The following is a 21,759-nucleotide window of genomic DNA, read 5'->3' as shown; positions in this document are numbered from 1 at the left end:
TGATGACCAGATAATGAAAGATTTCTGACTAGAGCCTGCTACAAATCCACGGGAATGTCTATCTTTGCAAAAAAACGTGCGACAATGAACATGACCGAACTGCAAAATGTTACCTCCCGATTTCCTCAGATAAAAGAGATAAAAGGCATCCAGGCTTTACAATCCGGACTGATTAACCGGACTTACCTTGTCGAGACAAATGGTCCGGACAACTATATACTTCAGCAGATCAATCACCACGTATTCACCAATGTGGAATTGCTGCAACACAACATCGAATGTGTGACCCGGCATATCCGAGCCAAACTGATAGCACGCGGAGAACCGGACATCGAACGGAAAGTATTGCATTTCCTGCCTACCACGGAAGGAAAGACCTATCACTTCGACGGGACGCACTACTGGCGAACCTGTGTGTATATCCGCGATTCGTACACACAAACCAAGGTGACACCGGATACAGCCTATCTGGTAGGGCTGAAATTCGGAGAGTTCGAAGCGATGCTTGCCGACCTGCCCGAGAAGCTGGAAGAAACCATCCCCGACTTCCACAATATGGAATTCCGGATGCAGCAGTTAAGAGAAGCCATAAGAACGGACCAGGCAGGACGGAAGGGAAAAGTGCAGGATTTGATAGACGCACTGGAACGGGATGCCGATGACATGTGTGCTGCCGAACGGCTGTACCGTGCCGGCAAATTGCCTAAACGGATTTGCCATTGCGATACGAAGGTAAGCAATATGCTGTTCGATGCGGAAGGCAAGGTGCTCTGCATCATCGACCTGGACACGGTGATGCCCTCATTCGTGTTTTCCGACTTCGGCGACTTCCTGCGCACTGCCGCCAGCACGGCTGCCGAAGATGAACCAGACACGGAGAAAATACATTTCAACATGAATATTTTCCGGACTTTCACCCGCGGATATCTTGAATCGGCAAGCGCATTCCTCACACCGCTCGAAATAGAAATGCTGCCCTATGCCGTCCGCCTCTTCCCCTATATGCAGGCGGTACGGTTCCTGACCGATTACCTCAACGGGGACACGTATTACCAAACTGCCTGTCCTGAACACAATTACGTCCGCACACGGGCGCAATACAAGCTGTACCAAGAAACATGCAAGGCTGTTCCCGATATGCAACAATACATCTCACAGCAAATGAAAAACCCTTTAAGAGAAAACGCAGATTAACACGGATTTCCGCAGATTATTTTTACAGACTATTATCAGACTTACGATTTGATTTCAGCCGCATTTCTCAGAAGCTGTTTTGAATTTATCGTGCGATGATTTGGGATGAGTTTTTGAGACATTTTCGCTTCTGTGATGAGGAAGATAGCGGGCTATCTGACGAAGAACAGGAGCGAAAAGGACCAAAAAATCGCCCAAAGCACACACGAAAACGGATACATCAAGCCAAGAAAAACTTTTTGGAGAAATTCAAAACAGCTTCTCAAATCGACTGATTGCAAAGCATTCAAATCTGCGTCAATCCGCGAAAATCTGCGTTTCAAACAAAAACATCCATTATAAAAACCATAAACAAAAGAAGTATGAAAACCATCAAGACATTGGCTTTGGGGCTGTGCTTAGCCCTTGGAGCCTGCACTACACAACCCGACCCGGCGGTGCAGACAAACGATAAAGGCACGCAATGGGAATGGAAACAAGGAACCATCGTAGTGAAAACACCCGAACGCCCTGCCGGACAGAAAAGCGTATTGGGGCTTGCCCTTCCCAAAATGGAAGTGGTACGTGTCGGATTCGTAGGGTTAGGCATGCGAGGTCCGGGTGCCGTGGAACGTTTCACCTACATTCCGGGTACACAAATCGTAGCTTTATGCGATTACGAACAAGAGCGTGCCGAAGCCTGCCAGAAATTGTTGCAGAAAGCTTCGCTGCCCAAAGCCGCCATCTACTCCGGCGAGAAGGGATACGAAGAGTTGTGCAAACGCGACGACATCGACTTAGTGTACATCGCCGCCGACTGGCTACACCACTTCCCCATCGCCAAATGCGCACTGGAGAACGGCAAGAACGTAGCTATCGAAGTACCTTCGGCGATGAACCTGAAAGAGTGCTGGGAACTGATTGACCTGAGCGAAAAGAACCGCAAGCACTGCATGATTCTGGAGAACTGTTGCTATGACTGGTTCGAAATGAACACGCTGAACATGGCACAGCAAGGCGTATTCGGCGAAATCATCCGTGCACAGGGAGCTTATATCCACAACCTGAACGAGTTTTGGGACCATTACTGGAAGAACGGCGAGGACGACAAGTTAGGCTGGCGCTTGGACTACAATATGCGTCATCGCGGCGATGTATATGCTACCCACGGTTTAGGTCCCGTGGCGCAAGCCTTGAACATCCACCGCGGCGACCGTATGGAGACGCTGGTAGCGATGGACACCAAGTCGGTAGTAGGCAAAGCCTTGGTAGAAGCGCGCACCGACTCCGCCTGCACGAACTTCCGCAACGGCGACCATACCACCACCCTTATCCGCACGGCGAACGGCAAGGTGATTGAAATCCAGCACGACGTGATGACACCCCAGCCCTACAGCCGCCTGTACCAACTGACCGGCACGAAAGGATTCGCCAACAAATATCCGGTAGAAGGCTATGCGCTCGACAGCGAGCAGCTTTCGGCTTCGGGCGTACAACCGAAAGTGGATGACCTCAGCGCACACGGCTTCCTTCCGAAAGCTGAACAGGAAGCCTTGGTTGCCAAATACCAGCACCCGATTCTGAAGAAATACGGCGAGATGGCAAAAGAAGTAGGCGGACACGGAGGCATGGACTTCATCATGGACAGCCGCCTGGTATATTGCCTGCAGAACGGATTGCCGCTGGACATGGACGTGTATGACCTTGCCGAATGGTGCTGCCTTGCCGAACTGGGCGAGCTGTCGATGGACAACGGTTGCGCACCGGTTGCTTTCCCCGACTTCACCCGCGGTGAATGGAACGTGATAAAAGGATACAAGCATGCCTATGCCTCTCCCGAAGAGGAAGCTGCCACACTGGAAAAAGCCAAGGCATTCACGGCAAAACTGAAATCAGGTAACTAGGTAACCAGGTGACCAGGGACTAGGTTTCAAATAGTCCTGCTGATGTAAACCAAGCTATTCAGAACCTAGTACCTAGTACCTTGTCACCTAATACCTTTCGTCACATCCGCTCCATATCGCTTGCCGAAGAGTTCTTGCCGCGGTACGTGTTCTTCAACTGATTGAAACGGAAGGCCAGACTGACGGAGAAATTCCACAGCTGGTAGTCTTCGGTCTGGGTGAAACGGAGGTTTCCCTCACGCTGCTCTTCGCGGAACTTCATCGTGCGCAGCAGGTCGTAAGCCTTCAGGCTGACACTGAAACGCTTCTCGAAGAAATCTTTTTCCACTTCCAGATTCAGCATTTGGTAAGGACGAATGGATACACTCCCCAAATCGCCTCCGGAATAGAAGGCGTAATACACGTTCAGCAAATAGTCTTTCCGGAACGTGAACTGCTGGTTGAGCGCGGCGGTGCAGTTGGGCGAATGGTAGGCAAGCGGCTCGCCCCGGTACATCACTTCGAAAAAGGGCTGGCTGATACCTAACGTGAGAGAAGGATGCCAGATGCCGAACGTCTTCTGAATGTTCAGCGTCGCCTTCAGGTACTGGATGCGCCGGTAATTGCAGAAGGTGCTGATGATGCGGTTTTCCGCTTCTTCCTGCTGGCAGGTGGACAGGTGGTTCTTCTCGTACGTATAGCTTGCGCTGAAATAAAAAGGCTTGCGGCCGATGCTCCACTCCAGCTTGTACGCCGTGGCAGGCAGCAGCAGCGGATTGCCCCGCTGGTACATAAACTCGTTGCTGTAATAGACGGCGTTGCTCAGCTGGCGGAACGAAGGGCGCGTGGTGCGCGACGAGAAAGAAAGCGTCTGGCTCCAGCCGTTATGCTTGTAGCTGACGCTTGCCGAAGGATAGACGTTGTGGAAGCGGCGGGTCAGGTTGCCCGAAGCGTCCAGCCGGTCGCGGAACTTCATCTGCATATATTCGTAACGCACGCCTGCCCGGAAAGAGAAGCTGCCCGCCTCCGCCGACACGTCCGCAAACGCCGCCGCACGCACCTCGTCTTCATCGTAGAGCGAAGCCGCCACATTGTCTGCCGTGCTCTGCAGTTCGTTGTGCGTATGCACCCGGCTCACATCGCTTCCAAAGCCTACCTGCACATCCGTGGCAGGGCGGTAATCGAACGCCAGCTGTCCCGAGGCAATCGACAGATTCCCTTTCCCCCTACTCTCCGTTTCCAGCCGTTCGCCCAGGCTTGTTTCCGCCGTCGCCTGCCGGTAGCGGTTCCGGTTGTACACAAAGTCGAGGTTAAGAGCGGACGAAAGCCGGTCGCTCCAGTCGGCGTTATGGAACAGGTTGGCGTGATACATGTCGGTACGGTTCAGGTAATCGTTGTCGATATTCTTTTCCGCCAGCGGCTCATGGCTCCACCCGTATGCCAGGCTCCCGGTGCGGAACGTATAGTCACGTGTATGCGTGCCTTCCACCTTCGCCCCTATCACGTGACGGGCGGTAAGCTCATAATCTGCATTGGCGTACCACGTATGCTGCTTCGTGTCGCGCCGGTCGCCCTGGTCGGGATTCCGGTACAGATACAGGCTGTCGCCCAATGCCAGGTCATGCGTTTGAGGCTGGTTCACCACCGAACGGTAATCGGCATACTGATAATACGCCGACACATGGAGCTTCCGGTTCCAGTAATCGTAGCGCAGCGTCTCGTAATCGGAATACCGCCTGCCCTGCTCCGACACGTGCTCCGCCAGCAAAGCGTGCCCGTCTTCCCGCTTCACGGTCGATACCTTCAGCACCGCCTTCCCCTCGGCGTCGTAGCGTGCGCCCGGATTGGTAATCAGTTCCACCGAACGGATGTCTTGCGGCGTGAGCTGCTGCAGCTCGTCGGCACGCGCCTTGCGGTTGTTGATATAAATCACCGGAGCGCCCAAGCCGAACACTTCCACCCCGCCCGACACGGTGAAGGTCATCCCCGGCAACACCGCCAGCATATCGTTGATGCGGTGGTATTGGCTCAACGCCGTGCCTTCCACGCGGGTCAGCAGCGCGCCGTCTTTCTGCTGATGAACGGGACGTTCCGCCACCACCTCTACGCCCTGCAGGCGGACGCTCTCTTCGCGCAGCGTCACTTCACCCGTAAACTCGCTTGCCGGCACCGTGCACGAGCGGTAGCCCAAGCACGAGAACCGCAGCAAGCCTTCGCCCGGAGCCGAAGCCTCCAGCGTGAAACATCCGTCGGCATCGCTCACCGTGCCGGTCACAAAAACCGAATCGGGTAGCGCGAGCAACACCACATTGGCGTACGCCACTCCCCGATGCGCCTCATCCGTCACTTTTCCCGTCAGGCTGTCCGCCCCGATGCCTGCACAGACGCAGTGCAGCAACATCGCTGTAAAAATCATTCTTTTCATCATCGTATGGTTTTGTTTTCGTTAAGATTTATCATTCCGTCCGCAGTCGGCAGCACGTATCCTGTAGGATTGGCATCGCCGATTCAATCGACAGCACTTATCCGGCAGGATTGGCATCGTCGATTCAGTCGACAGCGCTTATCCTGTAGGATTGGCATCGCCGATTCAGTCGACAGCGCTTATCCTGTAGGATTGGCATCGCCGATTCAGTCGACAGCACGAATCCTGTAGGATTGGCATCGTCCGAGCCTCCGACAGCACGAATCCTGTAGGATTAGCATCATCCGAGCCTCCGACAATGCTTATCCGGCTGGAACTCGCTGCAAAGTAACGGCAAAACTTTCCGGCGGCGAAAAATAATCCTTACCCGTGGGTTACGCCTATATTACTATTTTATTACTCCGCGCCGCAGTTCCGTTTTTTTCCGCTATCTTTGTCGTGCACAATCAAACATACGCTTATGAAGAAATCCGTCCCTTGGATAAACCTCGTCACCATCGTCGCCTCGCTGTCCATTCTGATAGTGCAGGCAATCGGCTTCCGCCTGCAGTGCCGGCACGCGCTGGAGCAGGCGGTCGACGAACAGAAACGGCTGGCAGGACAATGCTGCGGCGACTTCTTCCGGCAGCAAATGGAGGTGCCGTCCGACAAGGCTTTCGTCATCTACCTCTTTACCGCCGAAACCCACAAGCTGCTGGAGACCTATACCTCGGTGCCCCACTCGTACGTCGAAAATGGCGTCGTGCGGTGGGACACAGACCTGACGCTGCAGACCGACACGTTCTACCTGCCCGCTTCCGTCTCGTACAACGACTGGAGCACCTTGGCGACACGCTACGTGGTGGCCGAACGCGGGCTTGCCTCTCCGCAAGCACTGGAAGCCTTCTTGCGCGAACGGCTGGACGAACCGGCACTGAAAGTCACCCCTTCCGCCGACCGGCACCTGCTGGCGGACATCGAGACCGTGTCGGCAGGCAGTTTCTTCCGCCCCACGTACCGCCTGCAGTTCGGCATCAATCCCCTGAACCGCGAAAGCGTCTTCATCGAAGGCAGCCTCGAAACCGGCACGCTGCTGAAAGAGATATACTGGACGCTGGCGGCTTCCGCCGTATGGGCCATCCTCCTGATGCTCTGCCTCATCTATCAGGCGCGCACCATCCATGGCGAGCGGAAGCTGAACCGCCTGCGCAACGACTTCCTGCACGCGATGATTCACGAGCTGAAACGTCCCGTTCAGTCGCTGAAAATCCTGATGTCGGTGCTCAAGGACAAAGAGATGAGCCGCGACGAAACGCTGCGCCGGGAAGCGGTAGACGACGCGCAAGCGGAGCTGGACAACCTCTCCGCCTACTTCTCGAAGCTGCGCGACATGACTTACGGCGACTTCAAGGAAATCCCGCTCAACCGCACCGTGTTCAGCCTCAACGCCCTCCTCCGTCCGCTGGCTGAAAAAGCCGAAAGGCAGGGCGTGAGCGTCCGCATCGACTCCGACCCGCAAGACATCCTCGTGAAAGCCGACCGGATGCACATCAGCAACATCTTCAGCAACCTGCTGGAGAACGCCGTGAAATACGCGCGGGGCGAAGCCGCCGTCACCATCACCCTCCGCCAGACGGGCAACCGGACAGACATCGAAGTGAGCGACAACGGAAGGGGCATCCCAGCCGATGAACTGAAACACATCTTCGAGAAATTCTACCGCAGCCCGGCGGTGCGCCGCGAGAACATTCCGGGACTGGGACTGGGGCTGAGCTACGTGAAAAGCTTGGTGGAAGCCCACCGCGGGCACATCCGCGTAGAGAGCGAACCAAACCGAGGTACCACCTTTCATATATCTATACCGCAATGAACGATTCACCCTTAAAAATCCTGTTTGCCGACGACGACGCCACGTATTCGTTGTTCTTGAAACGCTTCCTCGAAAAAGCAGGCTACGAAGTCGTACACGTGCCCGACGGGAAGCAGGCGTTGGAGCAGTTCCGCCTCTGCCGCCCCGACCTGGTATTGCTGGACATCAATATGCCGGAGATAAACGGATTCGAGGTGGCACGGCAAATCCGCAGCTGGGACAAGAAAGTGCTGCTGTTCTTCCTGTCCGACCGCACCGAAATCTCCGACCGCCTGAAAGGATTCAGCCTGAAAGGGAACGACTACATCCCCAAGCCCTTCTATCCCGAAGAACTATTGGCAAAGATAGAAGAACGTTTCGCGGACAGTACCGGCGAAGACAACCCGCACTACCAAGCTAGCCATACCCTCTTCTCGCCCGAAACCAACGAGCTGACCGTATGCGGCACGGCGCACACCGTCACCTCGCGTCAGGCGGAAATACTGACCCTGCTGTTCCAAAACATCAACCAGACCGTCTACCGCGAAGACATCCTGACCCACGTATGGGGAAACGACTCGTACGCCAACTCGCTTGCGCTGAACGTGCAGATTTCCTACCTGCGCCACTACCTGAAAGACGATTCGGGCATACGCATCGAGTCCATCAAGAAAAAAGGCTACGTGCTGCGGACGGTTTCTCCCGAATAAACCGGCAGACGATGCCGGATAAATCCGATGAAATGCTTATTTTTGTGACGATAAAACAAGCAATATTTCACCACAGAGGCCACAGAGGCACACAGAGTCTTTAAATTTTCCTCTGTGATACTCTGTGTCCCCTGTGGTGATTTTTTCATCCGATAAACGAATCAAGATATGACAAGCGACAACGAAAAAGAAATGTTTCCCCTCGTAGACGAAGAGGGAAACATAACGGGAGCAGCCACGCGGGGCGAATGCCACAACGGGAGCAAACTGCTGCATCCAGTGGTACACTTGCACGTATTCAACAGCCGGGGTGAACTGTTCCTGCAACGCCGTCCGGCGTGGAAAGACATCCAGCCCGGCAAATGGGACACATCGGTAGGCGGACACATCGACCTGGGCGAGAGTGTAGAAATGGCACTGGTACGGGAAGCACGCGAAGAATTAGGCATTACCGGCTTCACGCCCCAACTCCTCACGCATTACGTCTTCGAATCCGACCGTGAAAAAGAACTGGTGTTCAGTCACCGCACTACCTACGACGGCACTATCACCCCCAGCGACGAACTGGACGGCGGACGCTTCTGGACTTTAGAGGACATCCGGAAAGCATTAGGCACAGGCATCTTCACGCCTAACTTCGAAAACGAATTCAAACGGTTGGGCTTCTGAACATAAAAAAACAGGACATGACATGCAGTATTCGAAGTTTTCTTTCATTTACTTAATAAAAATGTGAAAAACATTGTTTATGAAAGAATCACTTACACTACGCAAACGCCTGGGGTTGGAAATCAACCGGAAGCTGACCGACAACCTTATCAAGGAACATCCGTTGCGGCAATTGTTCTGGGAATGCACGCTGCGCTGTAACCTGCATTGCCGCCATTGCGGAAGCGATTGCAAAAAGATAGCCGGCTACCAGGACATGCCGAAAGAAGATTTCCTGCGGGTGCTGGACAATGTAGCCGCACACACCGACCCGCACAAGGTATTCGTCATCCTGACCGGAGGCGAACCGCTGGTGCGCGAAGATTTGGAAGAATGCGGACGAGCCATTTACGAAAAAGGATTCCCTTGGGGCATGGTGACAAACGGATTGTTCCTTACTCCCGAACGGTTGGAAAGCCTCATCCGTGCCGGCATGCACTCGGCTACCGTCAGTCTGGACGGATTCAAGGAAGAGCACAACTGGATGCGCAGACATCCGGAAAGCTTCGACCGTGCCATCAAAGCCATCCGTATGCTGGCAGCCTTACCCGGCTTCGTGTTCGATGTAGTGACCTGCGTGAACAAGCACAATTACCCTTACCTGGAAGAACTGAAACAATACCTCATCGGCATCGGACTGAAACGCTGGCGGCTCTTCACCGTGTTCCCCATAGGAAGGGCGGCGCACGATGCCGAACTGCAACTCTCTCCCGAAGAGTTCCGGGGGATGCTGGACTTCATCAAACGCACGCGCCAATCCGGAGACATCCGCATCAGTTACGGATGCGAAGGCTTCTTGGGCAACTACGAAGGAGACGTACGCGACCACCTGTTCAGCTGCCAGGCAGGCATCACCGTCGGCTCGGTACTGATAGACGGTTCCATTTCATCGTGCCCCAGCATCCGCGCCGATTATCACCAAGGCAACATCTATCAGGACGAGTTCATGGAAGTATGGGAAAACCGCTTCCTCCCCTATCGCGACCGCGAATGGATGCGCACCGGCGAATGTGCCTCGTGCGACTATTTCCGCTATTGCCGGGGTAACGGCATGCACCTGCGCAACGAGAAAGGCGAACTGTTAGTATGTCATTTGCACAAATTATTCACCAAATCATAAATCAAAACGTATATGAAAACAAACAAATGGATGACGCGCCTCCTGTCGGGCGCACTGGTCGCATTAGGATTTACCGCCTGCGACGATGAAAACAATGGTGATTACCCTGATGATTATCCATTAGAATACGGAAGCCCTTCTGTAGAATATCGGGTAAAAGGCACCGTGACCGATGAAGCCGGAAACCCGATTGAGAACATTCGGGTCATTATCCGAAATGCGTGGGACAACACGCCCAATCCGTATATGGACGATACGGTCTACACCGACAAGCAAGGGGCATTTGCCAACGAAATGAACACTACCGGAGGTATCGGCAAGCAGAAAGTCTACTTCGATGACATCGACGGAGAAGCGAATGGAGGGCTATTCCAACCAGACAGTACAAACATCGCTGATATGGAAGCGACACTCGTCGAAGAAGGGCACGGAAGCTGGTACCAAGGGCAATACGAGTTCACCGTCGAAAAGAAGCTGAAGAAAGATACGGAATAAACGACAGACGCATTCGGCTGCGAAAACCAACACGCCCTATTATCCTGCCAGTCCTGTCCTGTCAGGACTGCAGTCCTGGCTACAAGGACTGAGGGAAGAAGCTATATGCATCGGGCCATGCAGCAATATCCCTTCACAATATCAACCTATTAAAAGGAATGGAACGCAAAGACGCAGAAGCGCTGAGTTTTTATCTTTGAGAGAGCCAAGAGTACAAAGGCCGGCATTGGGCTTCGCAACCTTTTACCTTCTCCAAATTATCCTTTCGCGCCTTTGCGCCTTTGCGTTCAATATAAGGAATCACCGGACTTTTCGCATTTCATTTCTGTTTGACCATAAAGCCTCTACGGTGAAAGACGTTTCCCTTAGAACTGGAAGTAAATGAAAGGCTGGATGTCGCTGCTCTTTACCTGAATCACGATAAATATCAACACAATGACCAGCAACGCCTGCCCTACCAGCGGAAGGCGGACCACGCCCCGGCTGCACGCATCCTGCCAGCTATCGGGCAACCAATGAAGCACGTAACCCAACGCCATCAGCGCAAAAACTTTCCAATAACCCGTAATCAACTGCACGAACAATTCGGGATGGAACGAAGTAAAGATTTGGCGGATCATCGTCTGCGAACCTTCGAACGTGGTGTTGCGGAAGAATATCCAGCAGAAGCAGACGAAATGGAACGTAATCACCACCGCAAAGAAACGCCGAATCCCCGTACTGCGATAGGTCTTGGGACGGTGCAACAGGCTGCGCAAGAACTTATGCACCGCCAACGCCGCTCCATGAAGCCCTCCCCACACAATGAAATTCCAAGAAGCTCCGTGCCACAAGCCTCCCAAAAGCATCGTTACAATCAAGTTGATGTACGTGCGGACCTTCCCCTTGCGGTTCCCTCCCATCGAAATGTACAGATAATCGCGGAGCCACGTAGAAAGGGATATGTGCCAGCGATGCCAGAAATCGGTCACGCTGTCCGACTTGTATGGCGAATTGAAGTTGATGGGGAAACGGAAGCCCAACAGCAGGGCAAGCCCAATTGCCATATCGCTGTACCCCGAAAAGTCGCAATAAATCTGCAGCGCATAGCCATATACCCCGAACAAGTTTTCCAATCCCGAATACAAACCGGGATTATCGAAGATGCGCTCCACGAAATTGATGCTGATGTAATCGGATATGACCGCCTTCTTGAACAGACCGCTCACGATAAAGAAGATACCCTGCCCGAACATCTCGTTGGTAACCCTAAGCGGCTGGCGTATCTGAGGCACGAAATCGCGGGCACGCACAATGGGACCCGCCACCAGCTGGGGAAAGAACGATACATAAAAAGCATAATCGAGCAGGCTGGAAAGCGGTTTCAGGTCGCCCCTATACACATCGAGGGTGTAGCTGAGCGACTGGAAGGTAAAGAAGGAAATGCCTACCGGCAGGAAGATGTCGAGCGGTTCAAAACTTCCGTTCCACAAAGGGTAGAGCATTTCGTAAAAGAAGTTGGTGTATTTGAAGTAACACAACAAGCCCAGGTTAATGCACAGGCTGACAACTACCAGAAACTTCCTTTTCCAATGAGCGACCGTATGCACCATCTGCCGGGCAAGCAGGAAGTCGCTCACCGTCACAATTCCCAACAGGAAAAAATAAATGCCGCTGCTTTTGTAATAGAAATAATACGAAAATGCCGTGACGAACAGCAGGCGTGCCGTCGTCTTTTTCTGCAACAGCGCATAAACCAGGCTGAACCCTAAAAAAAGAAACAGAAACAGTCCGCTGTTGAATATCATCGGCTGGCTGGGGTCATAAGTCAGGACCTCTGCCAGTTTACTCCAATCCAGTTGCCACATAATCGTTGTAAGCCTTTATGAATGCTTCGTGAAGCAATAAACCTTGTACTATATATCCTTCTCTCGTAAAATGAATCTTGTCACGCTGATAGAAATGTGCCGCATTCCAGTTCAGGCAGGCACGCTCCTTTCCTCCCACAATATCGTATAAGTCCCAAACGGCAAGCCCGTTCTCGCGTGCGAAACGCAATTCGGTACTTACCACCGAAGGTGTCCGCGGATTGATGACACGCGGTCCGCGCCGTCCGTTCCTAACGTAAGCACCGGGCGGAGTTGTCCATAAAAAAGCCACATCGGGACATTGCTGTTTCAATACAGCCAGCATGGTTCTCATAGCTTCTGTATGTTCGGAAGCAGAATAACGCCTCCCGTGCGCCTCGTTTGTTCCAAATGACACGATTACCAAATCGGGATGCAAGTCTGCCACCTTTTGCAAACGTTCGGGCGTGGAATACGAAGCGCAAGTAGCTCCATTTACCCCCAAGATATGATACACCACTCCTTCCCTGCCTGTTTCCACCGCCAATCCCGAAGTCTGATAAGACACCGGAAGGTCTTCTACTGCCCTCATTCCGAAATCATCTTCCAGACAACGGCGCATCACATACGGAAAGACGTGTCCACGTACATGCGAATCGCCGATATGCACAATGCGTACCGGACGGTCCAACCGTTTTAACTTTGCAAAGAAAGGCGCTAAAGAAGCCGTCGGGTCTGTCAGAACATTATCTTCAGTCTGCAAGAACTTATCCGGCATCGGACTGTCTACGGCAATGAATTCCATAAGCCGGGTCATCTCCTCGCTGGAATATATCGGCTCCGAATGCCTGTCCGGCATGGGCTGGACGGGTATAGTATCTTGCGCGTATACCCATTGTCCCATCAGAAAGAGCAATGCTAAAGCGTATCGTAACCTATTCATTTTCATAAGCTTTCCGTTTCTCATGCTGTTCTTTGCCGTACATCAATGTCTCAAATAACAATTCAGCCAAGTGTTTCCCTCCCCTGAAATTAATATGGGTATAATCGTAGTTTGCCATCTGAGGCTTGCTTTCCACCATTTTCACGATGCTGCCTTCTCCCCCCATCGCTTCGTAAAGATTCCAAAAAGCGATATGCGTCTCGGCAGCCAGTGCCTGCTGATAGCGCACCAGGTTCTTGACACCCGGCATCGTACGCAACTTGCCTGTCTCATCCTTCGACTCACGGTCTCCGATGCTGACCAGCAAGAAGGAAGCTTGCGGGAATGCCTCTTTCAAACGGTTGATTACCTTCACCATTTCGGAAGTGTAATAGCGGTAATTCGTTATACCTTCCGATGCCACATTCAAACCGTATTGCAAGACAATCAAATCGTATGTACGGAGCCGGTTATACGCCCGCAACATCGGCATCGGCACACCGCCCAACTGCTGCCCGCTGCTGCCCCGGGTACTGAAGTTGTCAACCACAATGCCCGAAGACGGATCCATGGTCACACCGTAACAGATAGCAGTAGAATCTGTATGTTCCACTCTCCATTCGACACTACGTATATCCTCCTGCACCGTAGCTGCCTGTAACAGGCTGTCGCCGGCAAAAGCATACGAAACCGTATCCGCTCCCTGATTGAGTACAGCCGAAAGCCGGATGGAGTCGAGCGAAACAAAATAGAAGGAAGACGTCTCGCACGCTCCCAGATGGTCAGCGTATGTACCCAAACCTTTCAACGTAACACGGGCACCCGGCGAAGGATAATAATAATGATTGGACAAATCCTGCAAACGGCGGTTAAAGCCCACCGAATCAGTAACCGAATGGGTCTTCCAACCGCTGAACGTATGTTTAACCGTGGGGCGGAATCCTGCCACACGGGAAGTAACCGGGACATAACCGACACCACAACCGCCGAAACGCGACTGAAGCATGGCACGCAAATCGGCAGTGAGAATGTCTCCTTCGATAAACGAATCTCCGAAATAAGCAATACGCACGGGACGGTGAAGCGTCGGACAAGCCGACAAGGCTTCGTAGAAATGCGACATCCCCCGCATCGTAGAATCGGCATAGTCTTCGATGCAAGTCATTCCGGTCTTGCACGTATCGACAAAGGCAGGCTTCACCACCGGAGGCAACACCAAAGAATCAGAGTCTGCCAGCACCTCCTCCACAGGGTCGGGGCGCAAGTCGGACAGTAAATCAACTTTGCGCAACGTATATCCCCCAACCTTCAAGACAGGCAGGAAATGCATTGCCAACAAACCTCCTGCAACCAGCAAAGCAAAGAGAAACGTGGATGTAACTTTATTTTTCATCGTTCTCACACTAAAAAAACGGCACAAAGATAACAGATTTTCGACATACGCCACACACGTACCAAATAAAAAAACTTCCAAAGCTCCTTACGGGCTTTGGAAGTTTTTATGCTTATCTCAACAAGAGATACAAATCAATGAATGATACCCAGCTTGGAAGATTCCACAAACTTGATGATGTTCTCAATTTCAGGACTATTCGGAATCTGCTCCCTGATACGGATCAGCGCATCGTGCTGTGAGGTATTTGCCTTGTACAAAATACGGTATGCCTGCGCAATGTGCTTGACTAAGGTCTCAGAGAATCCTGCACGCTCCAGCACAAGCGTACTGATGCTGTAGAACTCAATCGGTTCGTGCGCTGCCACAATATAAGGAGGTATATCCTTTACGAAACGGCAGCCTCCTTGCACCACCGAATAACTTCCCAGCCGCGTATTTCCTTGCATCAGCACATTCGATGTCAAGATAGAGCAATCGAAAACGATGCAGTTTCCCGAAATTTGCGAACCGTTTCCGATAATGCACCGGTTGCCCACTGTCACGTCGTGCGACAAACGTGCACCGGTCATGATAAAATTACCATTACCCACCGATGTTTCATGGTCGGCATGTGTAGCACGGATAATCACGGCATTCTCACGAATCACATTATTGTCTCCGATGCGTGCAATGGTATCTTCTCCTGTATAGGCAAAGTCTTGCGGAACAGCTGCAATCACTGCTCCTTGACAGACCTTGTTACCGTTACCCATACGTGTACCACTCATCAGGCTTGCGTAAGGCATAATCTCATTGTCATCCCCTATCTCGACATTCTTATCGATATAGGCAAACGGATGAACCGTAACATTGTTGCCAATCTTTGCAGACGGGTCAACATAAGCTAAAGGACTGATCATAGTTGCTCTATTTTAAGGTTAATAAATCTCATTCTCTACCTCCGCCCAATGCACTATACAAAGAAACGACTGCCTGTATGCGCTGCATATTGTCCGAAACTTCGGTCAATTGAGCGCTCAGCAGGTTCTGCTGTGCCGTCAGGATTTCCAGGTATGTGGCATCACCACTTTGGAACAATGCTTTGGTATAAGTAACCGCCTTGTCCAACTGGTCTACCTGCTGACGATCGTGTTGCAGCTTCTTGTCCTGTGTATCATAGAGACGCAAGGCATTGCTGACTTCCTCTCCGGCTTCCAGAATGGTCTGCTGGTAATTCATACGTGCAATCTCTTCTTCAGCTTTCGAAACCTTTAAGTTAGCCACTAATTTGCCATTGTTAAAGATAGGTTGTGCCAATGAAGCCAATGCCTGAAACATGAACTCAGCCGGATTGGCAACCGAAATGTTCGACCCGTTCGTCCAACCTGCCGTAGCCGTAATGTTCAATCCCGGATAAAACGCAGCACGCGCCTGATTGGTTGTATAATATGCACTTGCCAAAGTCATCTCGGCAATCTTTACATCGGGACGGTTTTCCAACAATTGCAAAGGAACACCGACCGTCAAATCTTCCGGCATCACCTGCTCATCCAAAGTATTGCGGTCAATCGGCTGAGGAGTCTTTGCCAACAGCACGCAAAGCGAGTTCTCAGTTTCACGCACCTGACGCTGCAAGTCCAGCAACGAAGCCTGTACCTGATGGTAAGCGGCACGCATCTGGGCTACAGCAGCCTCGGTAGTCATTCCGGCAATTTTCATCGCTTCCATCGTGCGTACGTTTTCCTTATAGATGTCTACAGTCTGGCTTGTAATCTCTACCTGACGGTCGAGCATCAACAAAGAATAATACGTATTCGCAATGCCGCAAATGATTTGCGAACGTGTAGCTTGTTCAGAATATTGGCTCTGAAGATAAGCCACCTTCTGCCCGCGTTTCGTATTCAGAATCTTACCGAAGAAATCAAGTTCCCAACTGGCTGCAACCGGCAGCGTATAAGCCTTTACATAATTTCCTCCATCCATGCTGGTTGCAGTACCTTGAGGAGCCAGATTGATGGAAGGGAGATAAGACAACTTGGCAGCAGTCAGCATGACTTTCGCTTCTTCCACCCGAAGGGCGGCAGCCTGCAAATCCACATTGTTCGCCAATCCCTCTTCAATAAGCGCCTGCAGCTTGGCATCGCGGAAAACTTCTTGCCAAGGCAGGTTTCCCATATTTGTCGTATCGGTTGTTGCCAACGTATCCGTAGGCGAAACCGGGTCACGGTAGATGCCCGAAGCATCTATCGTTTCCGGACGGTCATACGATTTATAAATGTGGCAGCTGCTCATCATAGTAGCTACGCACACAATTCCTATTATTTGTTTCTTCATTATCATCTTATCGTTTAGTAGGAGTATACTGTTCAATTTCAGATTCCACTTCGCTTTCGTCCAAGCTATCCCATTCCATCGGTTTAACTTTTTCTTGCAACCATTGGAACGTCACGAACAAAATCGGAACGATGAAAATCTGGAAAATCATACCAATCAACATACCGCCGATAGCCGAAGCACCCAATGTACGGTTACCGTGGGCACCTACACCGAAGGCGAACATCAACGGGAGCAAACCGATAATCATTGCCAAAGAAGTCATCAGAATCGGTCGCAGACGGGCGGAAGCACCCAAGACAGCTGCCCAAGATATACTCATACCCTGCTTACGACGGTCGAGCGCGAACTCTACAATCAAAATGGCATTCTTTGCCAACAGACCCATCAACATAATCAACGCAATCTGCATATAAATATCGTTCGACATCGTTCCCAATACCATCTTCAATGCCGGAATACTGCCCAATGCCGAGAAACCGTTGACAAACAGGAAGCTTCCCAACAAACCGCAAGGTATTGACAACAATACTGCCAAAGGCAACAGGTAGCTTTCATACTGTGCACTCAGCAACAAGTAAACGAATACCAGACAGAGCACAAAGATAATTCCTGTCGTATTGGTGGTCTGTGCCTCTTCACGCGCCATACCTCCCAATTCGTAACCGAAACCGGCAGGCAAGTTATCGTTTGCTACTTCAGCAATCGCTTGCAATGCCTGACCTGAAGAATAACCGGCAGCCGGAGAAACCATCACCTGAATAGAAGTATACAGGTTGAAACGGCTGATGACATCCGGACCGTAAATCTTCTTCAGCGATACGAACTGCGAAATAGGAGCCATCTCGCCGTCACTGCCACGCACCTTGATTCCGTTCAACGACTCCAAGTTCTTTGTAGCATCGGGTTCTGCTTGAATCATCACACGGTACATCTTACCGAAGCTGTTGAAGTTAGAAGCATAGATACCACCAAAGTAACCTTGCATGGTTGTCAAGATGTCGCTCGGGCTGATACCTGCTTTCTTACAAGCTGCCGCATCAATATCCAACTGATATTGCGGGAAGCTCGGGTTAAAGTTGGTAGAAGCCGAATTGATTTCCGGACGCTCCTGCAAAGCGGCAATATAGTCGTTTACCACCTGGAAGAAGTGGTCCAGACTACCACCGGTCTTATCCTGCATGTTCAACTCAATATCAGTTGAAATAGAATAACCCGGAATCATCGGGGGCGCAAAGAACAATACCTGCGCATCCTTGAAGAGTTTCTGTGAACGCATGAACAACGTAGCGACCACAATATCTGAACTTTGCTGCGTACTCCGTTCCTCCCAGTCTTTCAGCTTGATGATAATAGAACCGTAAGAAGGTCCCTGACCGCTACCGATAAAGCTGAAACCGGAAATCACCGTACGTGACTGAACGGCAGGTTCGGCAGCTATCAGGCTGTCCACCTGTGCCAATACTTCACGTGCACGTTCCTGAGAAGTGCCGGGAGGCAAAGTCACAGAACCCATAATGGTACCCGTATCTTCATTCGGCACCATACCGGTAGGTGTAATGCTCATGAATACAACCAAAAGCACAATCGCTCCGGCAACCATACCCATTGACAGCCAACGTTTGTGAATAAAGAATACGACACGTTTCTTATATTTTGCCAGCAACGAATTATACGACTTGTTGAACGAGTTCTTGAACTTGTCGGTAGTCATACCGGCAAAAGCCAAGACACTGATAATAATCATCACGATACAGAGCACCGGATGTTCTTCGAAACTGAACAAGCCGAAAATCATACCCAGAATGGCAACAACCGTAAAGAGAATGACAATCTTCGGGTTCATCCACTTACCGAGAGCGTCTGTGTACCGTGCCACGAGAATCTTACGAGACTCCTTATAAGCCGTACCCATACGTTCTTTCAACGTAGCTTCCGAATTATGCGGTTTCAAGAACAAGGCACACAATGCCGGAGAAAGCGTCAAGGCGTTCAGAGCCGAGAAACCGATAGAAATCGCCATGGTCAGACCGAACTGCTGGTAGAAGGTACCTGCCGTACCACTCATGAAACTTACCGGAATGAACACAGACATCATCACCAACGTAATGGAAACGATGGCGCTGCCCAATTCGCTCATGGCATCGATAGAAGCCTCACGCGTTGACTTATATCCCTGGTCCAACTTGGCGTGGACACCCTCGACGACGACTATGGCATCGTCGACGACTATCGCAATCGCAAGCACCATAGCCGACAAGGTCAGCAAGTTGATACTGAAGCCGATAATCTTCAAGGCAAAGAAGGTGGCAATCAAAGCTACCGGAATGGCAATCGCCGGAATCAACGTAGAACGCATATCCTGCAAGAAGATATATACTACGATAAACACCAGGATAAATGCTTCAATCAACGTCTTGACAACCTCATGAATAGAAGCGAACAAGAAGTCGTTGGCACTCTGTGCAATGTTGATACCCAAGCCTTCGGGAAGATTCTTTTCATATTCGGCAAGCACTTTTTCCAAGTTAGCAATGGTTTCCGTCGCATTGGTTCCTGCCATCTGATAGATGATACAAGATACCGCCTTATGACCGTTTACCGTATTGTTGAAGTTGTAAGTCAAACGGCCCAATTCCATTTCGGCTACATCTTTCAAGCGAAGCAATTCACCGTTCGGCAAAGACTTGATGACAATATCGCCGAATTCTGTTTCGCTCGACAAACGTCCTTTATAACGGATGGTATATTGGAACGACTGGTTACCGCGTTCACCGAACTGTCCCGGAGCAGCTTCCACGTTCTGTTCTGCCAATACTCCCGTAATATCACTCGGCACCAACTTATACTGCGCCATCACATCCGGTTTCAACCAAATACGCATAGAATAGTCGGTACCCATCACATTGGCATCACCCACACCGCTTACACGCTTGATTTCCGGAATCAAGTTGATACTTGCGTAGTTTTCGAGGAACTCGATGTTGTATTTGTCTTCCTTATCATAGATAGAGAAAATCATCAACATAGAGGTCTGACGCTTCATGGTGGTCACACCGACCTGCGTTACTTCAGCAGGCAACAGACCTTGAGCCTGAGTCACACGGTTCTGCACATTGACCTGCGCCATATCGGGGTCAGTTCCTTGATTAAAATACACTGTGATACGTGCCGAGCCGTTATTGGTAGCGGTAGACTGCATGTACATCATGTTTTCCACACCATTGATCTGGTCCTCCAACGGAGAAATCACAGAGTTCAATACAGCCTGTGCATTGGCACCTGTATAGGTCGCACTAACCGAAACGGTAGGCGGCGCGATGTCCGGATATTGGGTAATTGGCAAAGTTGCCAAACCGATAAAACCCAAGATTACCAACAAAATTGAGATAACGGTTGATAATACCGGACGGTTAATAAATTTATCTAGTTTCATTCTATACCTTATATATTATATAACGATATTTACGTATTGAATCAATTAAAAGCTGTAGCCAGATTGCCTTCTCTCTGGTCTTTCAAAGCCTGCTGATACTTGGCTTCTCTTTGGGCAGGGGTAATCGGAGTAATCTTCATACCGTCGCTCAAACGGGTTACACCTTCTACGGCAATCTTGTCGCCCGACTTCAAACCGTCAAGCACAATGTAGTTCTTGCCATCGTTCAAGTTCGAGATTTGGATTTCCGTATACTTCACTGTGCTGTCCGGTTGCAATACGTAAACGAACTTCTTGTCCTGGATGTCTACCGTAGCCGACTGCGGAACCAACAATACATTTTCCATTGTATAAGGGAAGATAATGTTCGCCATACCTCCGCTTCGCAAGACATTCTGCTTATTGGGGAAAATGGCACGCATGCTTACCGAACCGGTTTCCTGGTCGATAACACCGCTCACGGCATCAATCTTTCCTTTTTCCGCATAAACGCTTCCATCAGAAAGTTCCAGCTGCACTTCCGGCATCTTCTCCAATTGCTCTTTCAGTGTACCACCTGCCTTGGTCAGGTTCAACAGTTCCTTTTCGGTCAATGAGAAATACACATACATGTCCCCGATTTGAGAAACCGTTGTCAAAGGATCAGCTACCGACGGGCTTACCAGTGCACCTATACGGTAGGGGAACGTACCGATAACGCCGTCCGAAGGGCTGGTCACCGTACAGAATCCCAGATTCTGCTTGGCAGCAGTGTACGAAGCTTCAGCCTGTGCCAGGCTTGCCTTAGCTGTCAACAGGTTGTTGACGGCAGTCTGATATTCAAAATCACTGATGATTTTCTGTTCGTGAAGCATCTTTTTGTTCACTTCCGTTTCCGAAACAGTCTTCAGATTTGCTTTCGCAGACTCAACTCCTGCCTTAGCCTGGTCAAACGCCGCCTGATATTGTGTGGGGTCAATTTGGAACAACGCTTGTCCCTTATGAACGGTAGCACCTTCGTCTACACACAATTTCACGATAAATCCCGACACTTGCGGACGGATTTCAATATCCTGCAAACCTTTGATTGTTGCCGGATACTTTGTCACCTGATTACTGGAAGTAGAAGTCACTTCCTGTACTGTGAACTCGTCATCACCCATTTTACCGCCTTGGCTGCTACATGCAGTCAACGCCGATATGCCCAATGCCAAAAGGGCTATCCGGCTAGAAGAAAAACTTCTGTTTTTTTTCATGCTCATATTCATAAATATAACTGTTAGTGTTTCCTTGATTTGTTAATTGCCTATGAAAACTTACCCAAATGCATTCGTTTGAGCTTTGCAAAGATAGGAAAAAAGTGTCTATATAAAATAGGTGTTTAACTAAGAATAACCATAAAACAAAGAAGTTATTACATATAGTCCTAATAATCCGACCAAATGACAAATCTTATCGACAAAAAATGTGACGATTCCTGCAATTTAGAGTTTTTAAAGCCTAAATATCGTCCATTTGTTATTTTATTCTTACTTTTGCACAACA

At 50.6% G+C, this 21,759-nt stretch carries 16 protein-coding genes; 8 read left to right on the top strand and 8 right to left on the bottom strand.

What is annotated here, in order from left to right:
• Window positions 1-90: 90 nt before the first annotated feature.
• From B5G04_RS05545 to B5G04_RS05535, 3 genes are all read left to right on the top strand, one after another.
• Window positions 91-1,194, top strand: a complete 1,104-nt coding sequence (locus B5G04_RS05545) for an aminoglycoside phosphotransferase family protein (RefSeq protein WP_087251361.1) — start codon at window positions 91-93, stop codon at window positions 1,192-1,194.
• A 95-nt stretch (window positions 1,195-1,289) separates the two neighbouring features.
• Window positions 1,290-1,469: a hypothetical protein gene (locus tag B5G04_RS05540; protein ID WP_158100056.1), complete on the top strand. Its 180-nt coding sequence runs from the start codon at window positions 1,290-1,292 to the stop codon at window positions 1,467-1,469.
• An 87-nt stretch (window positions 1,470-1,556) separates the two neighbouring features.
• On the top strand, window positions 1,557-3,077 hold the full coding sequence (locus B5G04_RS05535) for a Gfo/Idh/MocA family oxidoreductase (protein ID WP_087396198.1): 1,521 nt from the start codon (window positions 1,557-1,559) through the stop codon (window positions 3,075-3,077).
• Between the two features lie 100 nt (window positions 3,078-3,177).
• Here the strand turns inward: B5G04_RS05535 and B5G04_RS05530 are convergent, their stop codons facing one another.
• Window positions 3,178-5,484: an outer membrane beta-barrel family protein gene (locus B5G04_RS05530; RefSeq protein ID WP_087396196.1), complete on the bottom strand. Its 2,307-nt coding sequence runs from the start codon at window positions 5,482-5,484 to the stop codon at window positions 3,178-3,180.
• A 457-nt stretch (window positions 5,485-5,941) separates the two neighbouring features.
• Here B5G04_RS05530 and B5G04_RS05525 point away from each other — a divergent pair, with 457 nt between their 5' ends.
• From B5G04_RS05525 to B5G04_RS05505, 5 genes are all read left to right on the top strand, one after another.
• Complete coding sequence (locus B5G04_RS05525) at window positions 5,942-7,330, top strand: HAMP domain-containing sensor histidine kinase (protein WP_087396195.1); 1,389 nt, start codon at window positions 5,942-5,944, stop codon at window positions 7,328-7,330.
• Window positions 7,327-8,019, top strand: a complete 693-nt coding sequence (locus B5G04_RS05520; protein WP_013617635.1) for a response regulator transcription factor — start codon at window positions 7,327-7,329, stop codon at window positions 8,017-8,019. Before B5G04_RS05525 ends, B5G04_RS05520 begins: the two co-directional genes overlap by 4 nt.
• A 168-nt stretch (window positions 8,020-8,187) precedes the next feature.
• The gene (locus tag B5G04_RS05515; RefSeq protein ID WP_087210732.1) at window positions 8,188-8,688 is read left to right on the top strand and encodes an NUDIX domain-containing protein; all 501 of its coding nucleotides are present in this window, start codon (window positions 8,188-8,190) and stop codon (window positions 8,686-8,688) included.
• Window positions 8,689-8,767: 79 nt separating this feature from the next.
• The gene (locus B5G04_RS05510) at window positions 8,768-9,847 is read left to right on the top strand and encodes a TIGR04133 family radical SAM/SPASM protein (RefSeq protein WP_087396193.1); all 1,080 of its coding nucleotides are present in this window, start codon (window positions 8,768-8,770) and stop codon (window positions 9,845-9,847) included.
• A gap of 12 nt (window positions 9,848-9,859) precedes the next feature.
• Entirely contained in the window at window positions 9,860-10,342 is a 483-nt protein-coding gene (locus B5G04_RS05505) for a radical SAM-associated putative lipoprotein (RefSeq protein WP_087250872.1), read from the top strand.
• 365 nt (window positions 10,343-10,707) lie between these two features.
• Here B5G04_RS05505 and B5G04_RS05500 read toward each other — a convergent pair whose 3' ends face one another.
• The 7 genes from B5G04_RS05500 to B5G04_RS05470 form a co-directional block, all read right to left on the bottom strand.
• A complete protein-coding gene (locus B5G04_RS05500) occupies window positions 10,708-12,189 on the bottom strand; it encodes an MBOAT family protein (RefSeq protein WP_087250870.1) in 1,482 nt (493 codons plus the stop codon).
• Entirely contained in the window at window positions 12,167-13,117 is a 951-nt protein-coding gene (locus tag B5G04_RS05495) for a GDSL-type esterase/lipase family protein (protein ID WP_087396191.1), read from the bottom strand. The genes B5G04_RS05500 and B5G04_RS05495 overlap by 23 nt, the downstream gene beginning before the upstream one ends.
• Window positions 13,104-14,483: a hypothetical protein gene (locus tag B5G04_RS05490; RefSeq protein WP_087396189.1), complete on the bottom strand. Its 1,380-nt coding sequence runs from the start codon at window positions 14,481-14,483 to the stop codon at window positions 13,104-13,106. Before B5G04_RS05490 ends, B5G04_RS05495 begins: the two co-directional genes overlap by 14 nt.
• A 134-nt stretch (window positions 14,484-14,617) precedes the next feature.
• Window positions 14,618-15,385 (bottom strand): acyl-ACP--UDP-N-acetylglucosamine O-acyltransferase, encoded by a 768-nt coding sequence (gene lpxA / locus B5G04_RS05485; RefSeq protein WP_013617643.1) that lies wholly within the window; start codon window positions 15,383-15,385, stop codon window positions 14,618-14,620.
• A gap of 28 nt (window positions 15,386-15,413) precedes the next feature.
• Window positions 15,414-16,805, bottom strand: coding sequence for a TolC family protein (locus tag B5G04_RS05480; RefSeq protein WP_204246995.1), 1,392 nt, complete (start codon window positions 16,803-16,805; stop codon window positions 15,414-15,416).
• A gap of 1 nt (window position 16,806) precedes the next feature.
• On the bottom strand, window positions 16,807-20,235 hold the full coding sequence (locus tag B5G04_RS05475) for an efflux RND transporter permease subunit (protein WP_087210748.1): 3,429 nt from the start codon (window positions 20,233-20,235) through the stop codon (window positions 16,807-16,809).
• Between the two features lie 41 nt (window positions 20,236-20,276).
• Window positions 20,277-21,482, bottom strand: a complete 1,206-nt coding sequence (locus B5G04_RS05470; RefSeq protein ID WP_022041105.1) for an efflux RND transporter periplasmic adaptor subunit — start codon at window positions 21,480-21,482, stop codon at window positions 20,277-20,279.
• Between the last annotated feature and the right edge of the window lie 277 nt (window positions 21,483-21,759).

This window comes from Bacteroides sp. An51A (genome assembly GCF_002161565.1).
In the GTDB taxonomy this organism is placed as follows: Bacteria; Bacteroidota; Bacteroidia; order Bacteroidales; family Bacteroidaceae; genus Phocaeicola; species Phocaeicola intestinalis.
Note: the sequence above shows the minus strand (reverse complement) of the source record. Positions and strands in the feature narration are given on the sequence as shown.

Coding starts and splice junctions, on each gene's coding strand:
- lpxA (WP_013617643.1), bottom strand. CDS start 15,385: ATGATCAGTCCTTTAGCTTATGTTGACCCGTCTGCAAAGATTGGCAAC.
- B5G04_RS05515 (WP_087210732.1), top strand. CDS start 8,188: ATGACAAGCGACAACGAAAAAGAAATGTTTCCCCTCGTAGACGAAGAG.
- B5G04_RS05470 (WP_022041105.1), bottom strand. CDS start 21,482: ATGAATATGAGCATGAAAAAAAACAGAAGTTTTTCTTCTAGCCGGATA.
- B5G04_RS05505 (WP_087250872.1), top strand. CDS start 9,860: ATGAAAACAAACAAATGGATGACGCGCCTCCTGTCGGGCGCACTGGTC.
- B5G04_RS05510 (WP_087396193.1), top strand. CDS start 8,768: ATGAAAGAATCACTTACACTACGCAAACGCCTGGGGTTGGAAATCAAC.
- B5G04_RS05475 (WP_087210748.1), bottom strand. CDS start 20,235: ATGAAACTAGATAAATTTATTAACCGTCCGGTATTATCAACCGTTATC.
- B5G04_RS05535 (WP_087396198.1), top strand. CDS start 1,557: ATGAAAACCATCAAGACATTGGCTTTGGGGCTGTGCTTAGCCCTTGGA.
- B5G04_RS05540 (WP_158100056.1), top strand. CDS start 1,290: ATGATTTGGGATGAGTTTTTGAGACATTTTCGCTTCTGTGATGAGGAA.
- B5G04_RS05500 (WP_087250870.1), bottom strand. CDS start 12,189: ATGTGGCAACTGGATTGGAGTAAACTGGCAGAGGTCCTGACTTATGAC.
- B5G04_RS05480 (WP_204246995.1), bottom strand. CDS start 16,805: ATGATAATGAAGAAACAAATAATAGGAATTGTGTGCGTAGCTACTATG.
- B5G04_RS05495 (WP_087396191.1), bottom strand. CDS start 13,117: ATGAAAATGAATAGGTTACGATACGCTTTAGCATTGCTCTTTCTGATG.
- B5G04_RS05525 (WP_087396195.1), top strand. CDS start 5,942: ATGAAGAAATCCGTCCCTTGGATAAACCTCGTCACCATCGTCGCCTCG.
- B5G04_RS05490 (WP_087396189.1), bottom strand. CDS start 14,483: ATGAAAAATAAAGTTACATCCACGTTTCTCTTTGCTTTGCTGGTTGCA.
- B5G04_RS05530 (WP_087396196.1), bottom strand. CDS start 5,484: ATGATGAAAAGAATGATTTTTACAGCGATGTTGCTGCACTGCGTCTGT.
- B5G04_RS05545 (WP_087251361.1), top strand. CDS start 91: ATGACCGAACTGCAAAATGTTACCTCCCGATTTCCTCAGATAAAAGAG.
- B5G04_RS05520 (WP_013617635.1), top strand. CDS start 7,327: ATGAACGATTCACCCTTAAAAATCCTGTTTGCCGACGACGACGCCACG.